The organism is Nocardiopsis aegyptia (genome assembly GCF_013410755.1).
GTDB classification, from domain to species: domain Bacteria; phylum Actinomycetota; class Actinomycetes; order Streptosporangiales; family Streptosporangiaceae; genus Nocardiopsis; species Nocardiopsis aegyptia.
Map to the genome: position 1 here is coordinate 1,290,181 of NZ_JACCFS010000001.1, position 17,828 is coordinate 1,308,008.

At 72.9% G+C, this 17,828-nt stretch carries 20 protein-coding genes and 1 riboswitch; of the genes, 4 read left to right on the forward strand and 16 right to left on the reverse strand.

The features are described from left to right. Positions 1–25: 25 nt before the first annotated feature. From nusB to HNR10_RS05960, 10 genes are all read right to left on the reverse strand, one after another. Complete coding sequence (gene nusB / locus HNR10_RS05915; protein WP_179821481.1) at positions 26–439, reverse strand: transcription antitermination factor NusB; 414 nt, start codon at positions 437–439, stop codon at positions 26–28. Beyond that, positions 439–1,002, reverse strand: coding sequence for an elongation factor P (efp, locus tag HNR10_RS05920; protein WP_053620172.1), 564 nt, complete (start codon positions 1,000–1,002; stop codon positions 439–441). The genes nusB and efp overlap by 1 nt, the downstream gene beginning before the upstream one ends. A 153-nt stretch (positions 1,003–1,155) precedes the next feature. Further along, the gene (gene aroB, locus HNR10_RS05925; RefSeq protein ID WP_179821483.1) at positions 1,156–2,238 is read right to left on the reverse strand and encodes a 3-dehydroquinate synthase; all 1,083 of its coding nucleotides are present in this window, start codon (positions 2,236–2,238) and stop codon (positions 1,156–1,158) included. Continuing rightward, on the reverse strand, positions 2,235–2,741 hold the full coding sequence (locus tag HNR10_RS05930; protein WP_179829559.1) for a shikimate kinase: 507 nt from the start codon (positions 2,739–2,741) through the stop codon (positions 2,235–2,237). Before HNR10_RS05930 ends, aroB begins: the two co-directional genes overlap by 4 nt. Before the next feature lie 136 nt (positions 2,742–2,877). Further along, entirely contained in the window at positions 2,878–3,147 is a 270-nt protein-coding gene (locus tag HNR10_RS05935) for a type II toxin-antitoxin system RelE family toxin (RefSeq protein WP_179821485.1), read from the reverse strand. Beyond that, on the reverse strand, positions 3,144–3,296 hold the full coding sequence (locus HNR10_RS05940; protein ID WP_246406073.1) for a hypothetical protein: 153 nt from the start codon (positions 3,294–3,296) through the stop codon (positions 3,144–3,146). Before HNR10_RS05940 ends, HNR10_RS05935 begins: the two co-directional genes overlap by 4 nt. 111 nt (positions 3,297–3,407) lie before the next feature. Next, positions 3,408–4,589 carry a chorismate synthase gene (gene aroC, locus HNR10_RS05945; RefSeq protein ID WP_179821487.1) on the reverse strand — a complete coding sequence of 394 codons (1,182 nt, stop codon included), beginning with the start codon at positions 4,587–4,589 and terminating at the stop codon, positions 3,408–3,410. 45 nt (positions 4,590–4,634) lie between these two features. Continuing rightward, positions 4,635–5,603 (reverse strand): prepilin peptidase, encoded by a 969-nt coding sequence (locus tag HNR10_RS05950; protein ID WP_179821489.1) that lies wholly within the window; start codon positions 5,601–5,603, stop codon positions 4,635–4,637. Between the two features lie 139 nt (positions 5,604–5,742). Continuing rightward, on the reverse strand, positions 5,743–6,450 hold the full coding sequence (locus tag HNR10_RS05955) for an SseB family protein (protein WP_179821491.1): 708 nt from the start codon (positions 6,448–6,450) through the stop codon (positions 5,743–5,745). A gap of 53 nt (positions 6,451–6,503) precedes the next feature. Then, positions 6,504–6,956: a MarR family winged helix-turn-helix transcriptional regulator gene (locus HNR10_RS05960; protein WP_179821493.1), complete on the reverse strand. Its 453-nt coding sequence runs from the start codon at positions 6,954–6,956 to the stop codon at positions 6,504–6,506. 269 nt (positions 6,957–7,225) lie between these two features. Between HNR10_RS05960 and HNR10_RS05965 the strand changes: the two genes are divergently transcribed. From HNR10_RS05965 to HNR10_RS05980, 4 genes are all read left to right on the forward strand, one after another. Beyond that, positions 7,226–7,768, forward strand: a complete 543-nt coding sequence (locus HNR10_RS05965; protein ID WP_179821494.1) for a YceI family protein — start codon at positions 7,226–7,228, stop codon at positions 7,766–7,768. A 138-nt stretch (positions 7,769–7,906) separates the two neighbouring features. After that, the gene (locus HNR10_RS05970) at positions 7,907–8,215 is read left to right on the forward strand and encodes a DUF2470 domain-containing protein (RefSeq protein WP_246406075.1); all 309 of its coding nucleotides are present in this window, start codon (positions 7,907–7,909) and stop codon (positions 8,213–8,215) included. Between the two features lie 193 nt (positions 8,216–8,408). Next, positions 8,409–11,156 (forward strand): protein kinase domain-containing protein, encoded by a 2,748-nt coding sequence (locus tag HNR10_RS05975; protein ID WP_179821496.1) that lies wholly within the window; start codon positions 8,409–8,411, stop codon positions 11,154–11,156. Between the two features lie 129 nt (positions 11,157–11,285). Continuing rightward, a complete protein-coding gene (locus HNR10_RS05980; protein ID WP_179821498.1) occupies positions 11,286–12,206 on the forward strand; it encodes an aldose 1-epimerase family protein in 921 nt (306 codons plus the stop codon). Between the two features lie 67 nt (positions 12,207–12,273). Here HNR10_RS05980 and HNR10_RS05985 read toward each other — a convergent pair whose 3' ends face one another. The 6 genes from HNR10_RS05985 to HNR10_RS06010 form a co-directional block, all read right to left on the reverse strand. Further along, a complete protein-coding gene (locus HNR10_RS05985) occupies positions 12,274–12,846 on the reverse strand; it encodes a nucleotidyltransferase family protein (protein WP_179829561.1) in 573 nt (190 codons plus the stop codon). A 172-nt stretch (positions 12,847–13,018) separates the two neighbouring features. Continuing rightward, on the reverse strand, positions 13,019–14,185 hold the full coding sequence (locus HNR10_RS05990) for an XdhC family protein (RefSeq protein WP_179821499.1): 1,167 nt from the start codon (positions 14,183–14,185) through the stop codon (positions 13,019–13,021). Positions 14,186–14,338: 153 nt separating this feature from the next. Then, on the reverse strand, positions 14,339–14,767 hold the full coding sequence (locus HNR10_RS05995) for a PH domain-containing protein (RefSeq protein WP_218898380.1): 429 nt from the start codon (positions 14,765–14,767) through the stop codon (positions 14,339–14,341). A gap of 181 nt (positions 14,768–14,948) precedes the next feature. Further along, complete coding sequence (gene ribH / locus HNR10_RS06000) at positions 14,949–15,422, reverse strand: 6,7-dimethyl-8-ribityllumazine synthase (RefSeq protein WP_179821503.1); 474 nt, start codon at positions 15,420–15,422, stop codon at positions 14,949–14,951. Positions 15,423–15,485: 63 nt separating this feature from the next. Continuing rightward, positions 15,486–16,775, reverse strand: coding sequence for a bifunctional 3,4-dihydroxy-2-butanone-4-phosphate synthase/GTP cyclohydrolase II (locus tag HNR10_RS06005; RefSeq protein WP_179821504.1), 1,290 nt, complete (start codon positions 16,773–16,775; stop codon positions 15,486–15,488). A gap of 107 nt (positions 16,776–16,882) precedes the next feature. Continuing rightward, complete coding sequence (locus tag HNR10_RS06010) at positions 16,883–17,518, reverse strand: riboflavin synthase (RefSeq protein WP_179821506.1); 636 nt, start codon at positions 17,516–17,518, stop codon at positions 16,883–16,885. Positions 17,519–17,630: 112 nt separating this feature from the next. Next, positions 17,631–17,759, reverse strand: a riboswitch (FMN riboswitch). Between the last annotated feature and the right edge of the window lie 69 nt (positions 17,760–17,828).

Below are 17,828 nucleotides of genomic sequence, written 5' to 3' on the forward strand. Positions count from 1 at the left end.
CCCGCCGGCCCCTCGTTCGCCGATGTCAGAGCGCGAGCGTCGCCTTGTTCTCCATCAAGCGTGACAGAAGTCCGCTGACGAAGTTCGGCGACTCGTCGGTGGACAGCTCCTTGGCGACGCCGACGGCCTCGGCGATGGCCACGCCGTCGGGGATCTCGTCGTCCCAGAGCAGCTCGAAGGCGCCCATCCGCAGGATGTTGCGGTCGACGACGGGCATCCGCTCCAGGGTCCAGCCGATGGCGTAGGTGCCCAGGAGTTCGTCGATGCGCGCGCGCCTGCCGTCGACGGAGCGCGCCAGGTTCTCGGTGAACTCGTTGATGGGCGGTTCGGGCTGGGCACGCCGACGCTTGATGACCTCCTCGACGGAGATGCCGCGGACCTCGGACTCGTAGAGGACCTCGACCGCGCGCCGCCGCGCCTTGCGCCGTGCTCCGCTCATCAGTTGACTCGCCCGAGGTAGTCGCCCGTGCGGGTGTCGACCTTGATGCGCTCGCCCTCGGTGATGAAGAGCGGCACCTGGATGACGGCGCCGGTCTGGACGGTGGCGGGCTTGGTGCCGCCGGTGGAGCGGTCGCCCTGGACGCCGGGGTCGGTCTGGGTGATCTCCAGCTCGACGGCGGCGGGCAGCTCGATGTAGAGCGGGTTGCCCTCGTTGGTGGCCACCGTGACCCGGGTGTTCTCCAGGAGGAAGTCCTTGTCGCCGCCGACGACCGCCTCGCCGACCGGGATCTGGTCGAAGGTCGTGGTGTCCATGAAGATGAACGAGTCGCCGTCGTGGTACAGGTACTCCATCTCACGGCGGTCGACGCTGGCGAACTCGACCTTGGACCCGGCGTTGAAGGTCTTGTCGACGATCTTGCCCGTGAGGACGTTCTTCAGCTTCGTGCGGACGAACGCGCCGCCCTTGCCCGGCTTGACGTGCTGGAACTCCAGGACATTCCAGAGGACGCCGCCGTCGAGCCGCAGGGTCGTGCCGTTCTTGATGTCGTTCGTCGTGGCCACTTCGGTCGTCTCTCCAAGGGGTCTGACACGTCGGTCACCGGACTCGCGCGGTCCGGTCGGTGATGAGTGGGGCGTGGTGCGGGCACCTCGGGGGTGTCCCCCGGTGCACCAGTGCGAATGTCGCCCGACTGCAGTCTAGTGGCTTCGCGGTACTCAGGCGTCGCCCGTGACCGCGCGGTAGGCCTCCGTGAGCTGTTCGTCGGTGGGGCCGCTGAGGATGGCGGGCTCGGCCAGGCCGTCCAGGACCACGAAGCGCAGTGTGGCGCCGCGCGCCTTCTTGTCCACGCTCATCGCCTCGCGCAGCCGGGGCCAGGCCTCGGCGGCGTAGGAGGTGGGAAGTCCCACCGAGGACAGGATGGTGCGGTGCCGTTCCACGAGGCCGGCGTCGATGCGGCCGGTGACCCTGGCGAGCTCGGCGGCGAAGACCATGCCGATGGCGACGGCGTAGCCGTGCCGGAAGGTGTAGTTCTCGGCGCGCTCGACGGCGTGGCCCAGGGTGTGGCCGTAGTTGAGGATCTCGCGCCGGCCGCTCTCCTTGAGGTCGCCGGAGACGACGTCGGCCTTGACGCGGATGGCGCGCTCGACGAGTTCGCGGGTGTGCTTGCCCTCGGGGCTCGTGGCGCCCTGGGGGTCGTCCTCGACCAGGTCGCAGATGACGGGGTCGTCGATGAATCCGGCCTTGACGATCTCGGCGAGTCCGCCGATGTAGTCGGCCGTTGGGAGGCTCGGCAGGGTGGCGAGGTCGCACAGGACACCGGCCGGCGGGTGGAAGGCTCCCACGAGGTTCTTGCCCTCGGGGGTGTTGATGCCGGTCTTGCCGCCCACGGCGGCGTCGACCATGCCCAGCAGTGTGGTGGGGACCAGGACCGAGCGCACGCCGCGCAGCCAGGTGGCGGCGACGAATCCGGCCAGGTCGGTGGCGGCGCCGCCGCCGACGCCGACGACGGCGTCGCTGCGGGTGAACGCGTGCCGTCCCAGCCGCGACCACAGGTCGGCGGCCACGGCGGCGGTCTTGGCGGCCTCCCCGTCGGGCACGGGCATGGGCCGGACGGTGTATCCGGCGGCTTCGAGGACACCGACGACGGGTCGGGCCACGACTCCCAGGCCCTCGGGGTGGATGACGGCCACCTGGGCGGCGTCGCCGACCAGCGAGGGGAGTTCGGACAGCACTCCGCTGCCGACCACGACGTCGTAGCGGGAGGCGGGTTCGCCCACCCCGATGCGGGTCACGCTCACTTGTGGGACCTTCCGGCGTCCTTGAGGGTGGGCAGGATGGCGTCGACGACCTCTTCGGGGTGGAAGTCGGTCGTGGGCACGGTGACGGTGGCCAGGGACTCGTAGACGGGCAGGCGGTCGTTGAGCAGCTGACGCAGCTTGGTACGGGGGTTGCCCGCCAGCAGCGGGCGGGCGACGTCCATGCCGACGCGCTTGGCCAGTTCGCCGAACTCGACCTGGAGGTAGACCACGTGGTGGTCGGCGAGGTCGGCGCGGGTGTCCTCGTCCAGGACGGCACCGCCGCCGACGGCGATCACGCCCTCCCACTCGCGCAGGCCCTCGGCCACGATCTCGCGCTCCAGGGCGCGGAAGGCCGCCTCGCCGTCCTCGACGAAGATCTCGCTGATGGGCTTGCCCGCGCGCTTCTCCACCTCGGTGTCGGTGCACAGGAGGTCGACGCCCAGCCGATCGGCCAGCGCCCGACCGACGGTCGACTTCCCCGATCCGGGAGAACCGATGAGCACCGCGATCGCTCTAGCCACGCTTAGCCTGCCTCGTAGGGTCCATCCCCGCACGCGCGGGGGTCCTGCCGGGTATGTGTGCTTCCCTGTCTAGCAGAACCGTCGCCCCAGCGTGCGCGCGGGCGGTGATCGTTGAGGATCACAGGTCCCGGTGGACCTCGCGGCGGTGCGCCACGCTCAGCACGAGCACCACCAGCTCCCCGTCGCAGATCGTGTACACGATCCGATGGTCGCCCACCCGGACGCACCAGGAGTCCGTGTCCCCCTTGGGTGGAATGCTCCCGGCCGGACGCGGCTCGGCCGCCAGCTCGCGGACCTTGCGGGCGATGCGGAGCCGGACCGGTTTGTCCAGCTTTCCGAGTTGCCTGAGCGCCTGGTCCTCGAAGGTGACGGAGTACGGCCCGTTCACCGGCCCAGCTCGTCTTCGCTCAGCCCGATCTGGCGCATCGCCTCGTCGAAGGGCACCGTCGTCGAGCGGCCTGACTTGATGTCGGCCAGGCGTTCGGCGGCGATGCGGGCGTCGCGCTCGTCCAGCAGCTCCTCGTAGTGGTCGACCATGTCGGCCGACCCGGACCCCGCGCGCCCCTGAACCGGGGTCCGCCAGGATCCGGGGGTGGAGACGACGGCGGCCCGCCCCGTGCGTGAAAGGGGCGGGCCGGAGCGCGAGTGCTAGCGGATCTCCAAGGAGTCCAGGTAGCCGCGCAGGTTGCGGCCGGTCTCGGTGACCGAGTCGCCGCCGAACTTCTCCACGGCGGCCTCGGCCAGCACCAGGGCGACCATCGCCTCGGCGACCACGCCGGCCGCCGGGACGGCGGTGACGTCGCTGCGCTGGTGGTCGGCGCGCGTGGCCTCGCCCGTGGTGACGTCGATCGTGTCGAGCGCCTTGGGCACGGTCGCGATGGGCTTCATCGCCGCGCGCACGCGCAGCGCGTCGCCCGTGCTCATCCCGCCCTCGACGCCGCCCGCGCGGTTGGTCCGGCGGCGCACGCCGTCCGGGCCGGGTTCGATCTCGTCGTGGGCGGCCGATCCGCGGCGCGCCGCGGTGCGGAAGCCGTCGCCGACCTCCACGCCCTTGATGGCCTGGATGCCCATGAGGGCACCCGCCAGGCGCGAGTCCAGGCGCCGGTCCCAGTGCACGTGGCTGCCCAGGCCGGGCGGGAGCCCGTAGGCCAGGACCTCGACCACGCCGCCGAGGGTGTCACCGGACTTCTTGGTGTCGTCGACCTCCTCGACCATGCGGGCGCTGGTCTCGGGGTCGAAGCAGCGCAGCGGGTCGGCGTCGATGGCGGCCAGGTCCTCGGGGCGAGGTTCGGCCGAGCCCTCGGGCACGGCGACCGGACCCATGGACACCACGTGGCTCAGGATCTCCACGCCCAGTGCCTGGCGCAGGAACTGGCGGGCCACCTCGCCGACGGCCACGCGCGCGGCGGTCTCGCGGGCGCTGGCGCGCTCCAGGATCGGCCGGGACTCCTGGTGCCCGTACTTCTGCATGCCGACGAGGTCGGCGTGCCCCGGCCGGGGCCGGGTCAGCGGCGCGTTGCGCGCCACGCCGTCCAGCTCCTCGGCGGGTACGGGATCGGGAGACATCACCTTCTCCCACTTGGGCCACTCGGTGTTCCCGACCTCGATCGCGACCGGACCCCCCTGGGTCAGGCCGTGTCGGATACCCCCGATGACGGAGACCTGGTCCTGCTCGAACTTCATCCGGGCGCCTCGTCCGTACCCGGCGCGGCGGCGGAGCAGCGCGGCGGCGATGTCGTCAGAAGTGACGGACACACCGGCCGGGAGGCCCTCCAGAATCGCGACGAGTGCCGGCCCGTGGGACTCCCCTGCGGTCAGCCAACGCAACATGGTGATGATCTTCCCACGGATGGCGAGGCCGCGTCGCACCCGGGTTCAGAGATGGACCACCAGGGGTGCTCCGACGAGGACGGTGACGAGGGTGGCGCAGAGCATGAAGGGGCCGAGCGGGAAGGGCTGCATGGGCCTGAGCCGCCGCAGCGCCAACAGCACCAGACCCACGGCGGAGAAGGCGGCGAAGGCCCAGAACACCGCGACCAGCGCGCCCATGGGCCCCGCCGCCCAGCCCGCGTACAGTCCGGTCAGGCCGGACAACTTGACGTCGCCGAACCCGAATCCGCGCGGGGAGACCCGCCACAGCAGCCAGTACAGGACCGTGACCAGGACCATGCTGACCAGAGCCGCGCCCGCGCGGTCCAGCCCCTGGCCGGTGGGCGGCAGGAACACCGCGGCGGCGAGCAGGAGGAAGGCGATGGCGTAGCCCGGGCCGACCAGGGGGTCGGGCAGGCGCAGCACCCGCAGGTCGATGACGGACAGGACGGCGGTGAGCGCCGCCAGCCACAGGACCGCGAGCAGGTCGGCGGGCGACCAGCGCGGTTCCGTGGCCGCGACGATCCCCACGACCGCGAACAGCGCGCCGGTGGCCACGACGACCGCCAGGTGGGGGCGGATGACCTGCTCGCAGTGGGGGCAGGCGCCGCGTCTGCGGAACGCCCGCGAGGCGACGGTCGGTGTCCAGGGGACGAAGGCCAGTTCGGCGCGGCAGAACGGGCAGCGCGGTGGCGGCGGCCCCTCGTCGTCCTCCGCCTCGGCGGGGGCGGGCGTGGTTCCCGCGACGCTTCCGCCCTCGGACGCCGGCGCCGCGGCCTCACTCTGGCCCGCGGGCGCGGTGAGCGTTCTCGGCGCCCCTCCCGGCAGCGGGTCGCCGGAGGCGTCCGCGGCGCCGAAGAGGTGCACGAGGCGGCCGGCGGTGTGGCCCACGCCCAACCCGAGCAGGGCCAGGCAGGCGATCGCCGCGACCGTCCACAGTGTCGGGTCCAGGCCGAGGGTCGAGGGGGTGGTCATGACCGAAAAATACCGGTCCACGGCGCCGGAGGACAGGTGCACGCGCGGGCCTGTGGACAACTCCGGTACACGGCCCTGTCGCGGCCGGCCGGTGCGCGGCCGGGACGGGTCGCAGCCCGGAACGAGGCGCGGGCGGGGGTCAGTCCCGGTCGCGCCGGGCGCGCACGACGGCGCTGAGCTCCACACCGCCCGGCAGCACGTGCCGCAACTCGGCGGCCAGCCGGTCGGCGACCCGGCGCAGCGACTCGTCGTCGCGTTCCTCCAGCTCCAGGCGGATGCCGATGTCGGCGCGCTCGGAGGGGTGCACGCGGACGCGCTCGATACCGAACTCGGCGTGCGTGACCCGGTAGATCAGGGCGAGGACCTGCGGGTCGTCCTTGGGGTCGGGGGCGGCGCCCTGCTCGGCGAGCAGAGTGAGGAAGCGCCCCTGGATCGTGTAGGGCATCGGCCCGGACACGTCCAGGACGAGCGCGTCGGCGCCCTCCTCCACTGCGGCCTGGCAGGCGTCCTTGGCCGTGAAGGGCACCGGCCGGGCGTCGGCGCGCCAGCGCCGGACCGCGTCGACGCTGGTGAAGGCGAGCACGCCGCGCCGCCCGTCCTTGCCCGTCATGACGGGGACGGCCACCTCGCTGTGCTTGTCCTTGGTGAGCCCGCCGACGCCCTTGCCCGTCTCGGTGGCCACCGCGACCACGGGGATGAGGAGCCGGGAGCGGCTGAGCGCGTCCAGGACCTGTCGGTCGCCGGCCCGTCCCGCGGCGTGGTCGCGCAGTCGGGCCTCGACGTCCGGGTCGACACTGCCGTCGTCGTCGCGGAAGTTCTGGGCGCCGATGATCGATGGTCTGCTCACGGGCTCTGATCTCTATCTGTGGTCGGGTGAGGGCGGGCGGTGCTCCGGCCGGCTCACGCCCGGTCCGATTCCAGGACCCGGACGATGGCGGCGAGCTGGTCGACCTGCTCGGCGGAGAGCCGGTCGAAGATCAGCGAACGCACCTGGGCGGCGTGTCCGGGCGCGGCCGCGCGGAGCAGGTCCGCGCCCTCGTCGGTGAGGACCGCCCAGAGTCCGCGGCGGTCGTCGTCGCAGTGCTCGCGGCGCACGTAGCCGCCCCGTTCGAGCCGGGCGACCTGGTGGGACAGGCGGCTCTTGGACACGATGACGCTGTCGGCCAGCGCACGCATGCGCATGCGCCGCTCGGGCGCCTCGGACAGGTGGGCGAGGATGCCGTACTCGATGAGCGACACCCCGTTCCTCTCGCGCAGATTCCGTTCGAGTTCGTCGTAGATCCGCGTGTTCATGCGGAGGAACCCACGCCAGACGTCCTGTTCCGCGGCGTCGAGCCACACGGCTTGCTCCATGGCCTCCATCCTAGGTCGCCCCGCGCGGACGGGGGCCCCGAACGGCGGGTGCGGACACCTCCCCTGGGGGACACCGGTCGCGCCCTTCCGTCCGGGTGCGTCCAGGTGTGTCCGGTGCCACCGGAACAGGGGGCGCGAGGCGCTTGCGTGAGCCGGTACGGCCACCTAATCTACTTCCAAGGAAGATACTTCTCCAGAACTTTGTTACTGGTCAGCACCAGACACGAAAGGTCCCCGTCGTGGGACCGCGCAACCCACAGGGAGACTCCATGGCAGCGCAGGAACTCAAGGCCGGCACCTGGAAGATCGACGCCGCCCACTCGGTCGTCGGCTTCTCCGTCCGCCACATGATGGTCAGCAAGGTCCGCGGCCGCTTCGAGAAGTTCGACGCCACCCTCACCGTCCCCGCCGACCCGACGCAGGCCTCGGTCGAGGCCGTCATCGACGCCGGGTCGATCAACACCGACAACGGCGACCGCGACAACCACATCCGCTCCAAGGACTTCTTCGACACCGAGAACTTCCCGGAGTTCACCTTCCGCTCCACCGGCATCGCCACCAAGGGCGAGGACTTCGTCCTCAACGGCGAGCTGAGCATCAAGGGCAACGCCCGCCCGGTCGAGCTGGCCCTGGAGTTCAACGGCTCCACCCTCGACCCCTTCGGTCTCGTCCGCGCCGGCTTCACCGCCTCCACGACGATCAGCCGCAAGGACTTCGGCGTGGACATCGAGATGCCGATGGACGGCGGCGGCGTGGTCGTCGGCGACAAGATCACCATCGACATCGACGCCGAGTTCACCCACCAGGGCTGATCCCGGCCCGCGGACGGCACCCCACGGGTTGACGACACATCGTCATCTCCCGTGCCGTGCCTCGGCTATCGTCAGTGGGGGAGGGCTTCGTGCCCTCCCCCACTGTCGTGCGCCCCCTCTCCCGTCCAGGAGGACCCGTTGCCGTCCAGCCCCTTCTCCCCCGAGGTCGTCGCCGCCGTCACCCGCCACATGAACGGCGACCATCCCGAGGACACCCTGGTCATCTGCCGTGCGCTGGGCGGACGGCCCGAGGCCACCGCGGCCCGGATGACCGGCCTGGACGGTGAGGGCGGCGACTACGCGGTCACGGTCGACGGCACGGAGGAGACCGTCCGGATCCCCTGGTCCCGGCCGCTGACCGAACGCGCCCAGATCCGCGCCGAGGTCGTGCGCATGTACCAGGAGGGGTGCGCGCGCCTGGGCCTGGCCCCGCGCGGCGAGCACTGACCGACCCACCGGGGTCGCGAAGGGAACTCCGAGGCGCCTCCGGGAGTCCTATGGGACACGGGGGAACGGCACGGTCGGGATCCGGGCGAGGAGCGCCGCACCGAGGCGGTGGGCACGCCTAGTCTGGAACGACCACCCATCCCCCGCACGCCCACGACACGAACGCCTCTTCCGAAGGGTGGCTCCGACCACCATGGTCACGCCCGAATCCGGTGACGACAACGCTCCGACCCGACGGATCGACCCCGCGGCGCCCGCGACGCCCGCGAGCAGGACCGGGCCCACCGTCCGGACCGGCCCGGGGGCCGGCGCCACGCGGTGGGTCACCCGTGTGTTCCGGCCCGGCGGCGGGCGGCGGGACGGTGTCGACGCCACCCGCGTGGCCGAGCCCGGAGCCGGCCCCACCCGGGTCGCGGGCCCCGCGGCCGACCGCACCAGCGTCCTGCCCGGAGGCTCGTCGGCATCCGCCCCCGCGACCGCCAAGGCGCCCCGGCGCACGCTCGGCGACGCCGGGACGAGCGGTCCGGCTCCCTGGTGGCGCACCCTCCTCGGTCCGCTCGTCGACTGGCTGAGCCGACTCCTGACCCGTGTGGTCGTCGGTCCCGCCGGCGACCTCGACTACGCCGTCCCGGCGGAGCTGCGCCGCCGCTACCAGGTACTCGGCCACATCGGCGCGGGCGGGGAGGCCGTCGTCTACCGCGCCCACCCCACGGGTGAGCCCGAACGCGAACTGGCCCTGAAGGTGTACCGGCCCGGGCACGACATCAACCGCGAACTGCTCGACCGCCTGCGCGCCCGCGGCACCGCGTCGCCGCACACCCCGGCGGTCCAGGGGTACGGCACCGCGGCCAGCTCCTGGGGCGAGGACCTGGCCTGGGAGGCCCAGGAGTTCTTCGCCCTGGGCTCCCTGCGCTCGGTCATCGACGAGGCGCCCCTGGAGGACGAACGGGCGCGGGCCGTCGTCGCGGCCGTCGCGGAGTGCCTGCACCACTGGCAGGACGAACTCCAGCACAACCACACCGACGTCAAGCCGGAGAACCTGCTCGTACGCTCGCTGGACCCGCCGGTGGTCGCGCTCACCGACTTCGGCGGCGCCGTGCGCGCCACGATGAGCCGCGTCTACGGCGGGCTCGCCATCACCGAGGACTACGCCGCCCCCGAGGTCGTCGAGGGCCGGCGCGAGGCGCCCGCCGCCTGGTGGTCCCTGGGCGTGATGGTGCACGAGCTCGTGACCGGCCGCCGCCCCGCGCGCGGCGGCAACTGGCTGACCGCCCGCAACACCGAGGTGGACATCTCCGCCATCACCGACGAGCGCTGGCGGCTGCTGGCCCGCGGCCTGCTCGCGCCCACGCCGTCGGCCCGCTGGGGCCACGACGAGGTGGCGCAGTGGCTGGCCGGCGAACGGCCCCAGATCCGGACCGTGCGGCGGCTGCGCCCGATCGAGTTCGCGGGCACCAGCCACGACGACCCGCCGAGTCTGGCCTTCGACCTGCTCGACCGCTCCGACACCGGCGCCCTGTGGCTGCGCAGCCACTGGCCGCAGCTGCGCACCTGGCTGGACCGGGAGGTCAACGACTACACGTTCGACCGTGCCTACCTCACCGGGCTGGAGCACGACCCGGAGCGCGTGCACGTGGCGATCAGCGCCCTGGCCGCGCGCTACGTGCCCGGCATGCCGCCGCGCTACCGCGGGCACGAGATCAGCGCCGACGGCCTGCTCGCCCTGGCCACCGGGCAGGCCAGCCGGCACGCGCTGGTGCGGGAGGCCGTGGAGTCGGGCGCGGTGGGGCTGGGCGCCCAGCACTGGTGTCCGCACCCCGAGTGCCGCTCGGGCGGCTCGGGGCGGTGCGCCCTGCTCGAACGCGTGCAGCACGAGGTGCCACTCCTGATGCGCCGGGTCGGTGAGACCGTCGACCGGCTGGTGGGCTCGGGGCCCGACGCGCCCCGGCGGCCGGCCGCGCACGAGACCGACGCCGTGTGGGCCCAGGCGGTGGAACTGGTCCTGGTGCCCGAGAAGGCCTCGGAGCACCGCTCCCTGCTGCGCCGCCAGTCGTGGCACCCCACCCAGCGCAGTGCCGCCCCGCACGCCCCGTGGTGGGCTGAGCAGCGGCGGACGGCGCTGCGCGACGGCTCGGGCGTCGACGCCCTGGCCACGCGGGGCGCGATGCTGACCGCGCTCGTGCTGCTGCCCGAGGCGGTGCGCGTCGGTGGTGTCGTCAGTGCGCGTGAGCGCGCGGACGGGCGCGCCCGGCGCCAGGACCGGTGGGCCTCGCTCGCCGGTTCGGCACGCGAGCGGTGGGCCGGCGCCAAGGAGCGGCTGGCGACCGCGAAGCAGCGCCGCGTGGAGGCCGCGACGGTGCCGACCAGGCCGGACGTGCCGGTGGAGCCCGGCGCCTACGGGAACCACGGGGAACAGCAGGCGCCCGACACGACGCGCACGCGCCGGGAGCAGGAGCGCGCCCAGCGCCGGGTCGACCGGACCATGAGCCAGATCCAGCGGGCGATGTCCGCGGGCAAGTGCCGCCGCTTCGCCTACCCGGCGGCTCTGCTCGGGCTGGTGGACGGGCTCGGCCGGTCGCTGCGCCCCGCGGACGGCTTCTACCCCGAGAGCGAGTTCGTCACCTCGGCCTACACCGGGCTGCTCGACGCGAGCAACGGTGCGGTGCTGGGGTGGCTGTCGGAGGTCACCGGTTCGGTGACGGGGCTGCTGCCCGGGTCCATGGGCGCGTCCTGGTGGTGGCCCGTGCTGCTGGCGGTGGTGCTGGTGGTCCTGGGGCGTACGGCGGGGAGCAAGCGGCCCGCCACCCGGGCCCGGCGCCGCCTGGCCGCCTTCCGGCTGGCCCTGGCGGGGTCGCTCCTGATGGTGGTCGTCCTGCTGTCCACCGGTCTGGTCGCTCTGGGATCGGGCGTGCTCATCCCGTTGGACGGGCTGCTCGGCTGAACCGCGGAGGTCGGGCGCGGCCCCGCGCGAGGGGCCGCGCCCGACCCGGTGTGAGCGTGAACATGCCCTGGTGGGCTATGATCTCCCGGTTCGGCGCACGGCCGGACTCCGAGCCGAAAAGGGTGACGTGTGGCTGAGGTGATCGAGCTGCGCGCGGGCGACTTCCACGCGCGCGTCGACCGGTCCGGGGCGGGACTGCAGTCCCTGACCTGTGGTGGTCGCGACCTGGTGTGGCCCTACACCAGAGGCAGCGGCCCGGTCGCCTTCCAGGGCCAGGTGCTCGCCCCGTGGCCGAACCGGGTCGGCGAGGGCCGGTACGCGTTCGGCGGCCGCGAGTTCCAGCTGGAGATCAACAACGCCGCCACCGGCACCGCCATCCACGGCCTGGTCCACGACCGGGAGTGGTCCCCCGCCGCGGTCTCCGACGACGCGGTGACCCTGCGGCTGGTCTTCGAGGGCACTCCCGCCTTCCCGTTCCCCCTGGACCTGAGCATCACCTACGCGCTGAGCGAGGCGGGTCTGACCGTCACGACCACCGCGTCCAACCCGGGTTCCGGTCCGGCCCCGTTCGGGCTGGGCTTCCACCCCTACCTCACGCTGGGCGAGCCGCTGTCGGAGCTGGCCGCCCGGGGCGAGGTGGAGGTGGAGATCACCGCCGCCGCCCACCAGCCGGTCGACGCGCACCTGCTGCCGTCGGGGCCCCCGGAACCCGTGGAGGGCAGCGGGCTGGACTTCCGCTCGCCGGGGCGCGCGCTGGGCGACACGGTGCTGGACACCGCGTTCACCGACCTGGCGCGCGACGGGGACGGACGCGCGTGGATCCGGCTCATCGGGCCGGAGCACCGGGTGGAACTGTGGTGCGACGCCTCGTTCGGCTGGTTGCAGGCCTTCAGCGCCGACACGCTGGGCGGCGCCGCCCACCGGGCGCACCTGGCGGCCGAGCCGATGACCTGTCCGCCCAACGCCCTGGCCACGGGACGGGACCTGATCGTCCTGGAGCCCGGGGAGTCCACCGAGCACACGTTCGGTATCACCACGTCCGACAGCTAGCCCGTCCTCCGCGGTACCGCGGGGCGGCCCTCCGCCGCGCCGCGGTCCGTGCCCGGGCGGCGGGGTGTCAGGCGCGGTCGAGCATGTCGCTGAGCCGCGCCAGGTCCTCCGCGGTGTCGATGTCGTCCGGGCTGGCGATGTCGTCACACGCCACGGTGGTCACCAGGTGGGAGTAGGCGCGCAGGAACGGGCGCGCTCCCACGTCCTGTTCGGCCATGGCGTGCACCGTCGACCAGTGCTCACGTCCCAGCATGACCGGATTGCGGGGGTTGCCCGCGTAGGTGGCGACCGCGGCGCGGGCGCCCCGCTCGTACTCGTCGATCAGCCGCCGCACCGCCAGGGACGTCACGAGCGGTTGGTCGGCCAGCGCGACCAGTACCGCGTCCACGGTGTCGGGCAGCGCGTCGATCCCCGCCCGCACCGACGACCCCATACCGGTCGCCCAGTCCGGGTTGTGTACGGTGCGGGCGCCCGACACGACCGTCTCCGCCGCCCCGAGCACCACCATGACGGGATCGCAGCCGCCCTCCGCCAGCGTGCGGATCCCCCGGTCGACCAGGCGCTCCCCACCCACCTCGACCAGCGCTTTGGGACGGCCGAGCCGGCTCCCCGAACCCGCCGCCAGCAGCAGGCCCGCCACGGAGGCCGGCCTTCCCCTGTTCGTTCCTTCCACGTCCCCACTGCCCATGACGAGATGATGTCACGCGGTCGCCGACCGGGTTGGGGACCTCGGTCACTCGCCCGGTGAAATTCCCCGACCGACTTTCACACTCGGTCGTGACCAGCGCGTTCCCGGAGCGCCGCTTTTCGGTTCACTTCTGAACGTGACCGAATCCGGCCGGAACAGGCTCCGGATCCGGTGTCTCGCGGTGAATGCGCCCCGAGGTCTCGCGCAGGGCCCGTCCACTGCCGCCCCAGCGCACCTGGACCAGTTCGGCGGCGATCGACACCGCCGTCTCCTCCGGGGTGCGCGCTCCCAGGTCCAGCCCGATCGGCGAGTGAAGGCGCTCCAGCTGCTCCTCCCCGACCCCCGCCTCGCGCAGCCGGTCCAACCGGTCCTCGTGGGTGCGCCGCGACCCCATCGCGCCGATGTAGCCCGCGCGGGTGGCCAGAGCGGCCTTGATGACCGGGACGTCGAACTTGGGGTCGTGGGTGAGCACGCACACCACCGTCCGCTCGTCCACCTGGTCGGCGATCTCGTCGAGGAACACGTGCGGCCACTTGACCACCACCTCCTCGGCGGTGGGGAAGCGCTTGCGCGTCGCGAACACCGGGCGGGCGTCGCACACCGTCACGCGGTAGCCCAGGTAGGTGCCCAGGTCGGCGACGGCCGCGGCGAAGTCGATGGCGCCGAACACCAGCATGCGCGGAGCGGGGGTGAAGGACTGGACGAACACCTCCAGCTCGTCGCCGCGCCGCTGCCCGTCGGCCCCGTAGCGCAGCACCCCGGTGCTGCCCTGGGCCAGCATGCCGCGCACGTCGTCGTCGAGCGCGTCGGCCAGGCGTCCGCCGCCGGCGCCCAGGTCGCCCTCGGCGTGCGTCGGCCACACCACGCGCCGCATCCCGACCCGGTCGGCGCCGGAGGGGTCGGCCACGACGGTGGCCACGGCGACCGGCTGGTGCTCGTCGACGGCGCCGATGACGGAACCGAGTTGGGGGAAGGTGTCCCGGCTAATGGGTTCGACGAACATGTGGAGGGTTCCGCCGCAGGTCAGGCCGACGCTGAACGCCTCCTCGTCGCTGTAGCCGTAGGTGCGCCGCACCGGCTCGCCCGTACGGATCGCCTCCAGCGCCTCCTCGTAGACGGCGCCCTCGACACACCCGCCCGACACGCTCCCGGTGACCTCCCCGGACGCGCTGACCAGCATGGCCGCCCCCGGCCCGCGCGGCGCGCTCTTGTCCGTGTCGATGACCGTGGCCAGCGCGAACGTCTCACCCGAGGCGTACAGCCGCGACACGGCCGCTCGGATATCCCTCACGCGACACCCCTTCTTCCGCTCGTCCCGCGTCCCCCGGCGCTCGCGGAGGATGAGCGCGGGCCTCGCCTTCCACGTTATGTGCCCCGCACAACAGAAGGGGAGTCGCCGTTCACTCAAGAAACGACGACTCCCCTTGTGCGTCTCTACGAACGCTCAGCCGCGGTCGGGCTCCCGGCCCTCGCCGCGCTCGTGCAGCAGGGCCCGGAAGTCCCTGAGCTGGCGCCGGGCGAGCTCACCGTCCGCGCTCTGGATGCCCATCACCGCGAGCGTGCTGCCGTCGGACAGGTCGACCGAGGGCCAGGGCTCCCCCTCGCGCATCTGCGCGTCGATGATCTCGGGCCAGGCCAGCACGTGGGTGCGGATGCTGTTGACGATGGTGACGTTGTGCCGGGTCGCCACCAGGCGCGGGCGTCCGAGCAGGTGGAGGACGGCGGCGATGACCAGGCCGAGCCCGAACAGCATCACCCGGTCCTGGAGCCGCCAGTCCGGGGGCAGGGTCGCGGAGAGCACGCCCATGGTGGCCACGATCAGCACGGCCAGGCCGTAGGCGACCCAGCGCATCGCACGGGGGCGCCACGTCATGGGCAGCGCCGGCTGCTTGGAGACCTCGTCCACCGCTTGTTCCTCAGTCCGCACCAACTGCTCCGCTCCGAGCCCCGCCGGCGTCCGCCGTCGGGAGGGTTCCGCCTCGTCCGTCATCGCCGAGACCGGTCCGGCGGCCACGGGATCCCTCGCGGCCGGTCCGTCCACGCACGCGCGGGACTCAGCGGCGCAGCCCGCGCAGGGCCACCGCGGTGTCCAGGGCGGCCAGCGCCGCCTCCGCACCCTTGTCCTCGGCGCTGCCCGGCAGGCCGGCGCGGTCCCGCGCCTGTTCAAGGGTGTCACATGTGAGCACGCCGTTGCCGACGGGGGTGGACTGGCGCAGGGCGACCTCGGTGAGCCCGTGGGTGACGGACTGGCACACGTAGTCGAAGTGCGGGGTGCCGCCCCGGATGACGGCGCCCAGCGCGATGACGGCGTCGTGCTGGCGTGCCAGTTCCTGGGCCACGACCGGGATCTCCACGGCTCCGGCGACGTGGACGACCACGGGGTCGGCGGCGCCGGAGGCCTTGACCGCGGCCAGGGCGTTGGCGAGCATCGGCTCGACGATGGGCGCGTTCCAGCGGGTCACGACGATGCCGACGGACAGTCCGGCGGCGTCGACGTCATCGGGCTCGGGGCGTCCTTCACCACTCATGTGCGGGTCTCCTTCGTACGGCGGGTTCGAGTCGGGTGGGGGCCGGGCGGGACCGGGGCCGCGCTAGCGCGCGATGCCGGACAGCACGTGGCCCATGCGGTCGCGCTTGGTCCGCAGGTAGGCGATGTTGTCGTCGGTGACGAAGGACGGCATGGCCACGCGCTCGCTGACGCGCACACCGTGCCGCTCCAGTCCCTCGGCCTTGGCCGGGTTGTTGGACAGCAGACGGACCGAGGTCACACCCAGGTCGGTGAGGATCTGGGCGCCGGCCCCGAACTCGCGGGCGTCGGCGGGCAGGCCCAGGCGCAGGTTGGCGTCGACGGTGTCCACGCCCTGGTCCTGGAGGCTGTAGGCGCGCAGCTTGTGCAGCAGGCCGATCCCCCGGCCCTCGTGGCCGCCGAGGTAGACGATGACGCCGCGCCCCTCCTTGGCGATGTCGGCCATGGCGGCGTCGAGCTGCTCGCCGCAGTCGCAGCGCTGGGAGCCGAAGGCGTCGCCCGTGAGGCACTCCGAGTGCAGGCGGGCCAGGACGTCGGTGCCGTCGGTGAGGTCGCCGTGGACCAGGGCGACGTGCTCGGCCCCGTCGGCGGTCCCGGTGAAGCCGATCGCGCGCCACTCGCCGTAGCGGTTGGGCAGGCGGGTCTCGACCTGGCGGGTGACCAGGGGCGGGGCGGCCTGCTCGTCGGTGAGCGTGTCGCCCAGGGCGACGCGGTGGGCGGCGAGCTGTTCGACGGAGACCAGCTTGAGGCCGTGCTCGTCGGCGAACTCGCGCAGGCGGGGCAGGCGGGCCATGGTGCCGTCGTCGTTGACGACCTCGGCCAGGACCCCGGCGGGGCGCAGCCCGGCCAGGCGGGCGAAGTCGACCGAGGCCTCGGTGTGGCCGCGGCGGGCCAGCACGCCGCCCGGCCGGGCGCGCAGGGGCAGGATGTGGCCGGGCCGGACGAAGTCGACGGGGCGGCTGTCGGCGTCGGCCAGCAGGCGGATCGTGTGCGCGCGGTCGGCGGCGGAGATGCCGGTGCTGACGCCCTCGCGGGCGTCGACGGTGACGGTGTAGGCGGTGCGCAGGCTCTCCTCGTTGCGCGCCGTCATCAGCGGCAGGTCGAGGCGGTCCAGGTCGTGGCCCTCCAGCGGGACGCACACCACCCCGGACGTGTAGCGGATCATGAACGCCAGGAGTTCCGGCGTGGCGAGCTCGGCCGCGAAGATGATGTCGCCCTCGTTCTCGCGGTCCTCGTCGTCCACGACGACGATGGCGCGCCCGGCGGCGAAGTCGGCGACGGCGTCCTGGATCGGGTCCAGCACGACGGCCTGCTCGATCCCTCTGGTGTCCGGGCTGGTGTCGGTGACGGTCATGGCCGCTCCCTGGGAGTGCGTGGGTGGTTCGGTGCGTGGTCGGTGGTGGGCGCGGCCCCCGGACGCCGTGGGTGTCGGAACCGCACGGCCGGAGGGCGGCCGTGGCCCTAGGCGGCGGCGTTACGGGCGGCGGTGACGGCGGCGATGCGCTCGACGTACTTGGCGATGACGTCGACCTCGATGTTGACGGTGGCGCCGACCGCGAGGGAGCCCAGGGTGGTGGCCTCCAGGGTGGCGGGGATGAGGCTGACCTCGAAGTACTCCTCGGCGGCGCCGGGAGCGCTGACGGCGGAGACGGTCAGGCTGGTGCCGTCGACGGTGATCGACCCCTTCTCGACCACGTACGGGGACAGCTCGCGGGAGAGCCCGAACCGCAGGACGTCCCAGTTGTCGCCGGGGTCGCGGGAGAGCAGGCCGGCCGTGCCGTCGACGTGGCCCTGGACGATGTGTCCGCCCAGGCGGCCGTCGACGCGGGCGGCGCGTTCGAGGTTGACCGGGGAGCCGGGGGTGAGGGCGCCGAGGGAGGAGCGGTCCAGGGACTCCTTCATCACGTCCGCGGTGAAGGTGCCCGAGCCCAGGTCGACGACGGTGAGGCACACGCCGTTGACCGCGATGGACTCGCCGTGCCGGGCGTCGGAACTGACCAGGGGGCCGCGCACGGTGAGCAGGACGGCTTCACCGGCGGCACCGGCGGGTTCGATGGAGACGACCTCGCCGAGTTCTTCCACGATTCCTGTGAACACGCCTTCGCATTCCCTTCACCTGTAGAGGCTCCGGGGCAAAGGGTGTGGAACGGGTCCACGGCGGGGTCGGCGACACGGCGCACACGGGGCGCAGCGGTCGGACCGGCCCGACACGCGCTGCCTCCCATCCGGACTTTCACCGTCGGTACCGGAATTCCACCGGTTCAACCGGCCGATGGCTTCGGCCGGGTCGCGGACTGTCACCGCCGGTTCGGACTTTCACCGACCCCGGAGCACGCGTCTGACTTTCGTCTCAACGATCATGATCTTAACCGTTCGATCACCCGGCCGCATAGCCGGTGTGACGGGA